This window comes from Serratia sp. 4542, assembly GCF_016805595.1.
Lineage (GTDB): Bacteria > Pseudomonadota > Gammaproteobacteria > Enterobacterales > Enterobacteriaceae > Serratia > Serratia nevei.
Map to the genome: position 1 here is coordinate 832,369 of NZ_RXKV01000010.1, position 12,590 is coordinate 844,958.

At 61.9% G+C, this 12,590-nt stretch carries 12 protein-coding genes; 7 read left to right on the top strand and 5 right to left on the bottom strand.

All coding sequences use genetic code 11. The features are described 5' to 3' along the window. Positions 1-40: 40 nt before the first annotated feature. Positions 41-208 carry a hypothetical protein gene (locus EKL15_RS16180; protein ID WP_164550866.1) on the bottom strand — a complete coding sequence of 56 codons (168 nt, stop codon included), beginning with the start codon at positions 206-208 and terminating at the stop codon, positions 41-43. A gap of 129 nt (positions 209-337) precedes the next feature. Between EKL15_RS16180 and EKL15_RS16185 the strand changes: the two genes are divergently transcribed. Both EKL15_RS16185 and EKL15_RS16190 read left to right on the top strand, forming a co-directional pair. Continuing rightward, positions 338-1,153: an alpha/beta fold hydrolase gene (locus tag EKL15_RS16185; RefSeq protein WP_102984646.1), complete on the top strand. Its 816-nt coding sequence runs from the start codon at positions 338-340 to the stop codon at positions 1,151-1,153. 55 nt (positions 1,154-1,208) lie between these two features. After that, a complete protein-coding gene (locus EKL15_RS16190) occupies positions 1,209-1,670 on the top strand; it encodes a GNAT family N-acetyltransferase (RefSeq protein WP_060419689.1) in 462 nt (153 codons plus the stop codon). 49 nt (positions 1,671-1,719) lie between these two features. On the opposite strand, the gene EKL15_RS16195 is transcribed toward EKL15_RS16190, so the two are convergent. After that, on the bottom strand, positions 1,720-3,852 hold the full coding sequence (locus EKL15_RS16195; protein WP_238423708.1) for a TonB-dependent siderophore receptor: 2,133 nt from the start codon (positions 3,850-3,852) through the stop codon (positions 1,720-1,722). 387 nt (positions 3,853-4,239) lie between these two features. On the opposite strand from EKL15_RS16195, the gene EKL15_RS16200 reads away from it, so the two are divergent. The 5 genes from EKL15_RS16200 to EKL15_RS16220 all read left to right on the top strand — a co-directional run bounded on the left by EKL15_RS16200 (position 4,240) and on the right by EKL15_RS16220 (position 8,784). Continuing rightward, complete coding sequence (locus EKL15_RS16200; RefSeq protein ID WP_100395762.1) at positions 4,240-5,682, top strand: diguanylate cyclase; 1,443 nt, start codon at positions 4,240-4,242, stop codon at positions 5,680-5,682. Positions 5,683-5,786: 104 nt separating this feature from the next. Next, positions 5,787-6,137, top strand: coding sequence for a DUF1428 domain-containing protein (locus EKL15_RS16205; RefSeq protein ID WP_060418788.1), 351 nt, complete (start codon positions 5,787-5,789; stop codon positions 6,135-6,137). Positions 6,138-6,148: 11 nt separating this feature from the next. Beyond that, positions 6,149-6,622: a VOC family protein gene (locus EKL15_RS16210; protein ID WP_203089890.1), complete on the top strand. Its 474-nt coding sequence runs from the start codon at positions 6,149-6,151 to the stop codon at positions 6,620-6,622. A gap of 26 nt (positions 6,623-6,648) precedes the next feature. Further along, positions 6,649-7,338: a VIT family protein gene (locus tag EKL15_RS16215; protein WP_100395763.1), complete on the top strand. Its 690-nt coding sequence runs from the start codon at positions 6,649-6,651 to the stop codon at positions 7,336-7,338. Positions 7,339-7,446: 108 nt separating this feature from the next. Next, positions 7,447-8,784: a D-serine ammonia-lyase gene (locus EKL15_RS16220; protein WP_060439901.1), complete on the top strand. Its 1,338-nt coding sequence runs from the start codon at positions 7,447-7,449 to the stop codon at positions 8,782-8,784. A 48-nt stretch (positions 8,785-8,832) separates the two neighbouring features. On the opposite strand, the gene EKL15_RS16225 is transcribed toward EKL15_RS16220, so the two are convergent. From EKL15_RS16225 to tet(41), 3 genes are all read right to left on the bottom strand, one after another. After that, the gene (locus EKL15_RS16225; protein ID WP_087762786.1) at positions 8,833-10,269 is read right to left on the bottom strand and encodes a 6-phospho-beta-glucosidase; all 1,437 of its coding nucleotides are present in this window, start codon (positions 10,267-10,269) and stop codon (positions 8,833-8,835) included. Between the two features lie 130 nt (positions 10,270-10,399). Then, positions 10,400-11,134: a MurR/RpiR family transcriptional regulator gene (locus tag EKL15_RS16230; RefSeq protein WP_047730675.1), complete on the bottom strand. Its 735-nt coding sequence runs from the start codon at positions 11,132-11,134 to the stop codon at positions 10,400-10,402. 256 nt (positions 11,135-11,390) lie between these two features. Then, on the bottom strand, positions 11,391-12,572 hold the full coding sequence (gene tet(41) / locus EKL15_RS16235; protein ID WP_072265386.1) for a tetracycline efflux MFS transporter Tet(41): 1,182 nt from the start codon (positions 12,570-12,572) through the stop codon (positions 11,391-11,393). Positions 12,573-12,590 lie beyond the last annotated feature (18 nt).

Below are 12,590 nucleotides of genomic sequence, written 5' to 3' on the forward strand. Positions count from 1 at the left end.
TAAGGCGGCGGGCCTCTACGCGACGGCCCGCCGAACGCGGCTAGTACATCGACGGCTCCACCGATTGCGAGCAGTCGCTGTTGGCGCTGGATTTGGTGCAGGTATAAGGCTCATTCGGCGATGCCGACGGCGCATTCGACGGGCCGCCGCCGCCGCCGATACACCCGCTCAGCATCAGCATCAAAAACACGAGAATTATTTTCTTCATCTCACCGTCCTCCATTGCGATTCTTCCCTTAAGTATATGTCGGGAAAGCGAACGGCACCGCTCGTCGGGGCGATCTATACTCCTTTGATGCCTTGTTGGCGCACAACGTCGGCGAATGAGGAGGAAAAGATGCAAACCGACGACGAGTTGACCCGCTTTGCCGCGCAGGGCGCGCCGCCGTTGCCGCCCACGTCCAGGCAGGGATTTGTCGAACATGACGGGGCGCGCATCTGGTATGCCGCCTATGGCGTGGCGCCGACGGTGATCCTGCTGCACGGCGGCCTGGGCCACAGCGGCAACTGGGGGTATCAGCTGCCGGCGCTGCTGGCCGCCGGGTATGGCGTGCTGGTCATCGACAGCCGCGGGCACGGGCGCAGCACGCACGACGCCCGGCCTTACCGTTACGATCGCATGGCCGATGATCTGTTGGCGGTGATGGACGCGTTGCGGATCCCGCACGCCGCGCTGGCGGGCTGGAGCGACGGCGCCTGCGTCGCGCTTATCGCCGCCCATCGGGCGCCGCAGCGGGTGGACGGCGTCTTTTTCTTCGGCTGCAATATGGATCCCAGCGGTGTTAAACCGCCGGCCGCCAACCCGATCGTCGAGCGCTGCTTCGCCCGCCACGTGCAGGACTATGCCGCGCTGTCGCCGACGCCGCAGGAGTTCGATGAATTTGTCGCCGCCGTGAGCCTGATGATGAGCAGCCAGCCGAACTACACCGCGCAGGAATTGGCGGCCATTCGTGTGCCGGTGACGATCGTTCACAGCGAACACGATGAGTTTATCCGCGCCGAGCATGCTGCCTACCTGAGCGGCAGCATTCCCGGCGCCCGTCTGGTGACGCTGCCGGGCGTCAGCCACTTCGCGCCGCTGCAGCGGCCGGCGGTGTTCAACCGCGCGCTGTTGGATTTTCTCGCCGATGTGATGCCGCCGCCTGCGCGTTGACGTGCGTTGTTCTATGCTGGAGGCGGGGTATTTTGACATCATCGAAGAGGACATCATGAGCGAAAGCATCGTGGTCAGGCCGCTGGAAGCGCGGGATTACGCCGCCTGGCTGGCGCTGTGGCAAGGGTATAACGCATTTTACGGCCGTGAGGGGGCAACGGCGCTGCCGGACGAGGTGACGCAGACCACCTGGCGGCGTTTTTTCGACGCCTACGAACCGATGTTTGCGCTGGTCGCGGAGCATCAGGGCCAGGTGGTCGGGTTGACGCACTACCTCCTGCACCGCAGCACCACCCAGCTGCAGCCTAACTGTTATCTGCAGGATCTGTTCACTGCGGAGACGGTGCGCGGCAAAGGCGTAGCGAGAGCGCTGATCGCGGCGGTCTACGAGCGTGCGCAGCAGCTGGGGTTGCCGCGGGTTTATTGGAATACCCACGAAACCAACCAGACCGCCATGCGGCTGTATGACAAGGTGGCGGAGCGCCCCGGTTTCGTGATGTACCGCAAGGCGCTTTGACGCCGGGCGAAAAGAAAACGGGCGCCAAACGGCGCCCGGAGATGGGGGGTTAGAAATCGACCGTCGCCTGCAGGCTGAGGCTGCGCGGTTCGCCTTCAATCACGCGCAGGTTACCGGCGCTGGAGGTGTAGTATTCGCGGTTAAACAGGTTTTTCACATTCAGTTTCAGCTGAGTATGTTTGCCAAGCAGCTTGCTGTCCCAGGCGACAAAGGCATCCGCCACGGTGTAGGCCGGCATGGTGAAGCTGTTCTCCGGATCGCCGGCGCGGCGGCCGACATAGCGCGCGCCGCCGCCCACGCGTACCTCGCCGGGCACCACCGGCAGCGTCATGCGGTGGCTGAGATACAGGCCGCCCATGTTGGTCGGGGCGTTGACCAGCCGGTTGCCGACGTTGGCCGGATTGAGGTTGTCTTCGACGATCTCGGTTTTGTCGTAGCTGTAGTTGGCGGTGAGATCCCAGTTGGGCGCCACTTCGCCGTTCAACTCCAGTTCAGCACCGGTGGATCGCGCCTTGGGAATGCTGCGGGTCACGCCGTTGATAAAGATCGACATATTGCTTTCGTCAATACGATAGAGCGCCAGCGTGACGTCGAACGCCGGGGCGATCTGCCATTTGCCGCCCACCTCATAGGTGGTGCCGGTTTCCGGCGTGGCGACGTTGCCGTTATCGTCGATGGCGGTGGACGGCGTGAAGGAACGGCTGTAGTTACCGTACAGAGACAGGTTCGGCGTCAGCTTATACACCAGCCCCGCCTGCGGCAAAAACTGATCGTCTTTGTCATTGAGCGTATTTTTCTGCTTCTGGAAACCGTTGCTGTTGTTCTGGTAATACGACTGATAGCGTGCGCCGAGCACCGCAATCCACCGGTCGGAGAGATGAATGCTGTCCTTGGCGTACAGGGAGCGGCTGAACAGCGTCGTGCGCAGGTTGCTCAATGCGTCGTTGTAGGTGGTGCTGTCGGTGACGGGCGCTTCGCCATACGCCGGATCGTACATGTTGAACGTCTTCGACACTTTGCCGCGATAGGAGTAGGCCTTGTAAGTCTGGTTCTTTTCGTAGTCCACGCCCAGCAGCAGGTCGTGTTGCATGCCGAACACCTCCGGCGAACCGGTCACATCCCAGGAATAATAATCGGTCTGGTGATTGAAGCCGCGGTTGGCGTCGGCGCGGCGCGAAACGATGCCGGTCGCGGTGTCGATCGCGGTGGCGCGCACTTCGTTGCTGTCGTAACGGCGTTGCAGCCAGGCGTAGTTGAGGCGGGTGGTCCAGATCGGATCCAGCGCATATTCATAATGGGCGTTCAGGCGTTTGTTCTTGCCCCAGGCGCGGTTGGCGTAGTCATCCAGCCGGCGGTTATAGGGCACATCGACCGGTTTGCCGTCGATAAACGCGGTGCCGCGATCGTAAGGAATGTCGTATTTGTACTCGCTGTAGGCGATGTTAAAGGAAGCCTGGTCGCCGAACCAGCTGAGTGAAGGAGCGATCAGCGTGTGTTGGTCGCTGCCGAAGTTACGCCAGTAATCCTCGTGCTGTCGCTCGGCGATCAGGCGGAAGGCGAAGCCGCCGCCCAGCGGGCCGGTCACATCGACGCTGCCGCTGCCGCCGCCGAAGCTGTTGGTGGCGCCGCTAATGCGGGTGTTCCAGTCATACTGCGGTTTTTTGCTGATCAGGTTGATGACGCCGCCGGGGCTGAGGATGCCATACAGCAGCGAAGCGGAACCTTTCAGCACCTCGACGCGATCGGTGGTGGCGTCCATGCTCAGCCCTTGGTTGCTGCGCACGCCGTCGATGAACACCGAACCGTCGGAGTTAACCCCAAAGCCGCGTTTGACGAAGCTATCCTCGGTGCCGCCGAGCGTGTTGCCCTGGGTGACGCCGCTGACGAATTTCATCGCGTCATTGACGCTTTTGACCTGGAAGTCGTCAATCACCTGTGAGGTGACGACGCTGACCGATTGCGGCAGTTCACCGATTGGCGTGGCGGTTTTGCTGCCGGTTGAGGCGGTATCGGCGCTATAGCTGCCGGCAGGCAGGGCGGTGGCGGTCACCGTGATGGCGTCTTCCTTTTTTGCGTCGGGCGCGGCGGCGATCGCCAGGGCGGGGAACAGGCCGGCGACCAGGGGCAGCGAGCGGAAAACGTGATTTTTTTTGTTGGGGCGGCGAAGAACTGACTGGTGCATATCATTCCATGGTAAATAATAAATAATAACGATTATCATTATAATTATCGTTTAATGGGGTTGGATAGAGGGCAAAGGAGAGATCCGCACATTGCCCGATTTTATTTTGTCATCAAGGAAAAAGACGGCGGTTTTACCGGTAAAAATCCGACGAATTGACCATAATGATCAAGACGGTCGGGATGCCTTGGCAGTTTCTGCGCCAGATAGGCGAGTATCGTCAATATATTGATACACAAATATATTTTTCCTTGATGAATAAACAGGTGTCCGGACCGGCAAAACTGGCAATAATAGGCGGGTCGGCCGTTTATCTTCTCCTCATCGTCGACGGTTGTGACACGCAAAGACTGTCACCTTACGCTAGCGGAAGTCTCTGGATCCAAGATGCAAACCACCTCGTTGTCCGATACCCGGAAAATCTGGCCCGCGCTCAGCATTTTTTTGCTGGTGTTCGCGCTGTGTCTGCTGGGCATCGTGAGCCGGCCCGGCAGTTTTCTGGCGATATTCTGGCCGGCTAACGCCGTGCTGCTGGCCGTTTTGGTGCGCCGCACGCAGTGGGCGACGCGCGCCGGCTGGGGGATGGCGGTGCTGGGCTACCTGGCGGCGGATCTGTTGACCGGCAGCGCGTTGGAGAAAGCGCTGCTGCTGAACGCCGCCAATCTGGCCGGCGTGGTGGTGGGCTATCTGCTGTTCATGCGGCTGTCGCCGCCGGCGCGCATGTTGCAACGCGGCGCGTCCAGCATGTATCTGTTCGGTATCTGCCTGGCCGCCGCCGCCGCTACCGGCTTGGTGGGGGCCGTTGCCTCGCAGTGGTTGTTCGGCAGGCCCTATTTGACCTCCCTGGCGCTGTGGTTCTCATCTGAATTCACCAACTACGTCACGCTGATGCCGTTCATTCTGGTGTTTCCCGCCGATTGGCGACATCGCCTGCGCGCGGCCTGCGCCATGTTGATACAGCGCAGCCAATGGCCGCAGGCGGGGGGGAAACTGGCGGTATTGGCGCTGTTGGCGCTGGCGGCGGTCTGCAGCGTGCTGATCGGCGGCCCCGGCGCGGTGATCTTCCCGATGCCGGTGCTGCTGTGGCTGGCGATGTCCTTTTCGTTGTTCAGCACCATGATCGCGGTGCTGGTTTACGTGCTGTGGTGCCATCTGGCGATCGATTTCGGGTTGCTTAGCACCACGCTCGACATGAAGGTGCTGCAGAACGCGGTATCCATGCGCCTGGGCATCGCGCTGCTGGCGCTGGGGCCGATCGCCGTCGCCAGCATGAACTATGCGCGCAACGCGTTGTTACGCACGCTGGAGCACGTGGCGAATCACGATGCGTTGACCCACGTGCTGACGCGCAATGCGTTTATGCAGCGCGGCGAGCGGGTGATCGATCAGAAAGGCGAGCTGGTGTGCGTCATGATGCTCGACATCGACTATTTCAAATCGATCAATGACCGTTTCGGCCACGCCGGTGGCGATCAGGCGCTGATGGCGTTTACCCGTGCGATCGCCGCCGATCTGAACGTCAACGATCTGTTCGGCCGCATGGGCGGCGAAGAGTTCGCCATCGTCTCGACGCTCGGCCAGCCGCAGCAGGGGTTGCAGCTGGCCGAACGGCTGCGGCAACGCATTGAGGCGGAATCGATCACCATGCCGGCCGGCCATCCGCTGCAGATCACTGTCAGCATCGGCATGGTGACCTGCCCGGGCGGTTCCGGCCATAGCCTGGCCGACCTGCTCAAACTGGCGGATCTGGCGGTATACAAAGCGAAAAATGCCGGCCGTAACCGGGTCGCCACGCCGGAATCTTACCCGCCGAACGATCCTGGCCGCTGAACTTCCGATCCGGGCCGCGCGCCCGCCGTCTAAACTGGTAGGGGGCACGGGCAACGTCGCCCGTGCTGAACCGACTGTCCTTAATCAGACAAGAGGATACCAGGATGAAATACGTAGACGGGTTTGTGGTGGCGGTGCCGGCCGCCAACAAGGAGGCTTATCACCGGCTGGCGGCCGCTGCGGCGCCGCTGTTCAAAGAGTTTGGCGCCACGCGCATCGTGGAGTGTTGGGGCGATGACGTGCCCGACGGCAAACTCACCGACTTTCGCGGCGCGGTAAAGGCGCAGGAGGGCGAAGTGGTGGTGTTTAGCTGGATAGAGTACCCCTCCAAGGCGGTGCGCGACGCCGCCAACCAGAAAATGATGAACGATCCGCGCATGAAGGCGCTGGGCGAGATGCCGTTTGACGGCAACCGCATGATCTTTGGCGGGTTCGCGCCGATCCTCGATGCCTGAAGGAGGCGCCGATGGCCAGAATTACGCAACATCTGTGGTTTGAAAAAGACATGGAGGCGGCGCTGAATTGCTACGTCGCGCTGATCCCCGGTTCGTCCGTGAACTGGTTTTCCGATCTGCCGGCGGATACGCCGAGCGGCCCGGCCGGCAGCGTGAAGCTGGCCTCCTTCACCCTGGGCGACCAGCGCTATGCGGCGATCGAGGCCGGGCCGTTGGATCCGTTCAATCACAGCTTTTCCGTGATGGTGAAATGCGACGATCAGGCGGAGGTTGACCGGCTGTGGGATACGTTGAGCGAGGGCGGCGAGGCGGAGCAGTGCGGCTGGCTGCGCGATCGCTGGGGGCTGTGCTGGCAGATCGTGCCGCGGCGCCTGACCGAGCTGATGAACGACCCCGACGCTGCGCGCGTGCGGCGGGTCACGGAAGCGATGCTGCTGATGGGCAAAATCGACATCGCCGGCCTGGAAGCGGCGGCGCGGGACTAGCGGAAAGAGAACGTGGGAGAGAAAGGATGCATCGAGAGCGGCACAGTATTGAACGCATCGGCTGGCTGCGGGCGGCGGTGCTCGGCGCCAACGACGGCATCGTCTCAACGACCAGCCTGCTGCTGGGCGTGGCGGCGGCCAGCGCCTCGCATTCCGCGCTGATGATCGCCGGCGTCGCCGGGTGGGTGGCGGGCGCGATGTCGATGGCCACCGGCGAGTACGTGTCGGTGTCGTCGCAGGCGGACACCGAGAAGGCCGCGCTGGCCGAGGAACAGGCGGAGCTGCTCGAAGACTATCCGGGGGAGTTCCGCGAACTGACGTCTATCTACGTGCATCGCGGGCTGGACCCGGCGCTGGCCCGGCAGGTGGCGGAAAAGCTGATGGCGCATGATGCGCTGGAGGCCCACGCGCGCGACGAACTGGGCATTTCCGCCGCCACGCGCGCCCGGCCGCTGCAGGCCGCGTTGGCATCGGCCCTCAGTTTCTCTCTCGGCGCGCTGTTGCCGCTGCTGGTGGCGCTGTGGGTGCCGGTTGCCTGGACGCGGCCGGCGCTGGTGGCATCGGCGCTGATTTCCCTCGGCATTCTCGGCGGCATCGCCGCGAAAACCGGGGGGGCGCCGATCTTGCCGGGCGTGGCGCGTATCCTGATCTGGAGCGCCCTGGCGATGGCGGTTTCCTCCGGCGTCGGCATGCTGTTTGGCGTCGCGGCCGGCTAGCGCCGCGCTTGCATCAATCTGTTGCACCTCAAGTTCAGTATTTATCATTTGTCAGCCGCCGGCGTTCGCGGCATGGTGACGGCAACGCCAAATCAGTCAGGGACATTTATGCAAAAATCACAGATTCAACCGTGGGTTGCGCAGCATCCGCTGTTGCAACGACTGGTCGCCCTCGAGCCTATCACCTGGTTCAATCCGCGTGCGACAACGCTGGCCGCAGGCTTGCCCCATGTCGGCCTGACCGCCGCCGACGTCGCCGCAGCGGAGCAGCGCCTGGCGCGCTTCGCGCCTTATCTCGCCGCGGCCTTTCCCGAAACCCAGCCCACTGGGGGGATCATCGAATCCGAGCTGGTGGCGATCCCCGCCATGCAGCAGGCGTTGGATCGGCGCTATGGGCTGCGGCTTGGCGGGAAGCTACTGCTGAAAAAGGACAGCCATCTGCCGATCTCCGGCTCAATCAAGGCGCGCGGCGGCATCTACGAGGTGCTGACGCACGCGGAGACGCTGGCGCTGGAGGCGGGGCTGCTGCAGACCGGCGACGACTACGCCCGGCTGTTTTCCGACGAATTTCGTCAGTTCTTCAGCCAGTACCGCATCGCCGTCGGATCGACCGGCAATCTGGGATTATCCATCGGCATCATCAGCGCCCGGCTGGGGTTTGACGTCAGCGTGCACATGTCGGCGGATGCGCGGGCGTGGAAGAAGCAAAAGTTGCGCGATAACGGCGTCACGGTGGTGGAGTACGCCGAAGATTACGGCGTGGCGGTCGAGCAGGGGCGCAAGCAGGCGGCGAACGATCCGCGTTGTTTCTTTATCGACGATGAAAACTCGCAAACTCTGTTCCTCGGCTACGCGGTGGCCGGCGGCCGCCTGAAGCGGCAGTTCGCCGAACAGGGCATCGTGGTGGACGCGCAGCACCCGCTGTTCGTGTATCTGCCGTGCGGCGTCGGCGGCGGGCCGGGCGGCGTGGCGTTTGGCCTCAAGCTGGCGTTCGGCGATCACGTTCACTGTATTTTCGCCGAACCGACCCATTCGCCCTGCATGCTGCTCGGCGTCTACAGCGGGCTGCATGACGGCATTGCGGTGCAAGATCTCGGCATCGACAACCGCACCGCGGCGGACGGGCTGGCGGTGGGGCGCGCCTCCGGTTTTGTCGGCAGGGCGATGGAGCGCCTGCTGAGCGCGTTTTACACCCTGAGCGACGAAGAGATGTTTGCGCTGCTCGGGCTGTTGGACAAGCACGAGCATCTTCAGCTGGAGCCGTCCGCGCTGGCCGGCATGGCCGGGCCGTGGCGCGTTGCAGCCCATGCGAAGGCGCTCAGCGAGCAAGGCATCAGCGCCGAGAGTCTGGCGCAGGCGACGCACCTGGTATGGGCGACCGGTGGCGGCATGGTGCCGCCGGCGGAAATGGCGAAGTATCTCGCCGCCGGGCAGGCGGCGGAATAAGGCGCAGTAAAAAGGGGCGAAAATCGCCCCTGATTGCCTGCCGTGCGGTTACAGCTGTTCGCCGTTGCTGGCGATCACCCGGCGGTACCAGTCGAAGCTCTTCTTGCGCGAACGCTCGAGCGTGCCGGTGCCGTCGTCATGCTTGTCGACGTAGATGAAGCCGTAGCGTTTGCTGTACTCGCCGGTGGTGAACGACACGCAGTCGATGCAGCCCCACGGCGTATAGCCGATCAGGTCTACGCCGTCTTCAATCACCGCTTTCTTCATCTCTTCGATATGGGCACGCAGATAGTCGATGCGATAGTCATCGTTGATCCGGCCGTCCGCTTCCACTTTGTCGAAGGCACCGAAGCCGTTCTCCACGATAAACAGCGGCTTCTGGTAGCGTTCATACAGCACGTTCAGCGAATAGCGCAGCCCGACCGGATCGATCTGCCAGCCCCAGTCGGAGGCTTTGACGTGCGGGTTGGGCACGTTGCCCGGGAAGCCGAACATGCCGTCGCTGCCGTCCACCGCGTTAGCCTGCAGGGCGTTGCTCATGTAATAGCTGAAGCCGATGTAGTCGGTGCAGCCCTCGCGCAGGATCTGCGCGTCCTGCGGCTGCATCTCGATCTTCAGCCCTTTGCGTTCCCAATCGCGCAGCAGGTAGCTTGGGTAGTAGCCGCGCATCTGCACGTCGGTATACAGATAGCGTTGGTGCATCGCCTCGACGGCGTACATCACGTCGTCCGGCTTGCAGGAATACGGGTAGAACGGCACGCAGGCCAGCATGCAGCCAATCTTGAATTCCGGGTTGATCTGATGGCCGAGTTTGACCACCTGCGCGCTGGCGACGAACTGGTGGTGCAGCACCTGATACAGCGCCTGTTCCGGGTTGTCTTCCTGGGTGTAGTCCACGCCGGAGCAGCAGTAGCCGAACAGCGGATAGCGGTAGTTGCTCTGGTTATTGATCTCGTTGAAGGTCATCCAGTACTTCACTTTTTCGCGGTAGCGGCGCATCACCACCTCGCTGAAGCGCACGAAGAACTCCACCACCCGGCGATTTTTCCAGCCGCCGTAGGCCTTCACCAGATGGTAAGGCATTTCGAAGTGGGACAGGGTGATCACCGGCTGGATGCCGTATTTCAGCAGTTCGTCGAACAGGTCGTCGTAAAACTGCAGGCCGGCCTCGTTTGGCGTCGCTTCATCGCCGTTCGGGAAGATGCGCGTCCAGGCGATCGAGGTGCGGAAGCATTTGAAGCCCATCTCGGCGAACAGCGCCACGTCCTGCTTATAGCGGCCGTAGAAATCCACCGCTTCGTGGTTGGGGTAGCGATAACCCTCGAGCACGCCGTCGGTCATCACGCGATCCACGCCGTGCGAGCCGCCGGACAGCACGTCGGCGATGCTGGGCCCTTTGCCGCCCCGATCCCAACCGCCTTCAACCTGGTGCGCGGCGACCGCGCCCCCCCACAGAAAATCCTTCGGCAACTGTTTCATCGTCAATGTCTCATCGGTTTATTTAATGAAGGGTAATAACGCTGCGTTGAGAATAGAGTAGCAAGACCGAAAGAAATGTCACGATATAACAAATCACCGTGGAAAGTGATTTGTCACAATAAAAAAACAGCCTGTTTTATTTTGCCGAATTAATATGCCCGAGCCGTTTACCGATGGTTTCAATAATGTAAAGTACGGGGATCTGCGTGGTGATATTGTGATGCCCGCCGATCAAATGCTGCGGAACGTGGTAGGAGAGGTTGAAGTCCGCCAGCCTCGCCAGTGAAGAGGTTTCGTTGTTGGTAATGCTGATGATCTTGCAGTGATGCAGGCTGAACTGGCTGGCCAGCCGCAGGATCTCTTCGGTTTCGCCGGTGACCGACAGCATGATCGCCACCGCGTTTTTATACATGTCGCTGTTGACGGGATAATAAGGATCGTCGATGTGGGTGCTGAATTTCCCGACGTTGGAAAAGAAACGCGCGCCATATTTCCCCAACGCGCCTGAGGTGCTGATACCGACGAAAATAATCCGCTCGGCGGCGGCGATATGGTGCACCGCCTGATCGATCAGCTGATTAAACTCTTCGTTGCTGACGCTTTTAAAAAAGCTGAGGATTTCGCCGATGCCGGAATCGGCCGGCGGCGCATCGGTTTGTTCCAGGTACAGCTTGAAACGGATGCGAAATTCCGAATAGCCGTCACAGCCCATTTTCTTGCAAAACCGCAGCACGGTGGTGGTGGACACGCCGGCGGCCTCGGCCAGCTCGCGGATGGTCATGTACATCACTTGATTCTTGTGTTTGCTGACGTAGGTATAAACCATCAGCTCCAGGGCGTTGAGCTCGGCGATTGCTTTATGGGTAAACATGAGTCGGTCCGGCGGCTGAAAACGGGAAGCTTATCTGCGGGTTAACATAGCAAAATTCACCGCCGCTGGCACTGCCGGGCAAAAAGAAAAGCCGCACCAGTCAGGCGCGGCCCAGGGTTCACGACGAACAAATAAAGCAAAACGTTCCGGAAGACATGCCATGAAAACGCGTTTCATCACACCGGGTTAGCATAGGTCAGCGGATCCCGGCGGCAAAATGCCGGTTTCTGCTTTCTAAAGTTAAAGAACGGCAAAGTTATGGCGCCGCATCCCTGGCGCGTGAGCGTGCCAGCAGCGGCGGCACCACCAGGTACAGGGCGGCGGCCAACGCCCACACCAGCCCAGGCCAGACATCGCGCGTGGCGGCATACAGCGCCGTCGCCACCAGCGGCCCCGCGACGCCGATCAGGCTGCCCATGCTGGCCAGCGTTCCTTGCAGCTCGCCCTGATGATCGTCGTCCACCTTGTGCGCCATCAGCGCCTGCAGTGCGGGCAACGCCATGCCGCCCGCGGCGAAGAACGGCAGCAGGGCGAACGGCGCCCAGCCGCGCGTGGCGACAGACAACAGCGCCAGGCCCACGGCGTCGGCGGCCAGGCCGATCAGCAGCGCCTTGCGCTCGCCGAGCCGCGCGACCAGCGGGCCGATGGCAAAGGCCTGCGACAGCGCGTGGCAGGCGCCGTAGCCGGCCAGCGACAGGCCCGCCACCATCATGCTCCAGCCGAAACGATCCTGACCGTATAAAATCCACAGCGTGGCCGGCGCCTGCGAAACCAGCGCCATAACCAGATAAATGCCGGCCAGCGGCAGCAGGCCAGGCTTGCCGTGCAGCCGGCGCAATGACGAGAAGGGATTAAGGCGAATTTTCTCGGCGGCGCGGGGGCGGGATTTACGCGACTCGGGCAGCAGGAAAAACGCCATCACCAGGTTGAGGGCATTCATCATCGCCGCCGCCAGGAAGGGCGCATGCAGATGCCATTCGCCCAGCGATCCGCCGAGCAGCGGGCCGACGATAAAGCCGACGCCGAACACCGCGCCCACCAGGCCGAAACGCCGAGCGCGCTGGCCGGCGGGGGTAATATCGGTGACGTAAGCGGTGGCGACCGCCATGTTGGCGCCGGTGATGCCCGCCAGCAACCGCCCCAGATAGAGCCAGGCCAGCGTCGGCGCGAACGCCATCAGCAGGTAGTCGGCCGCCGCGCCGGCAAGCGAAATCAACAGCACCGGCCGCCGCCCGAAACGATCGCTCAGCGCGCCGAGGATCGGCGAAAACAGGAATTGCATCAACGCATAGGCCGCCAGCAGGGCGCCGTAATGCACGCTGCCGGCATCGAGACCGCCCAGCGAGCGCAACAGCGCCGGTAGAATAGGCATGATCAGACCGATGCCCACCGCATCCAGCAACACCGTCAACAAAATAACCAGCATGGGTTTTTTCAAAATTGTGACTCTAACAGT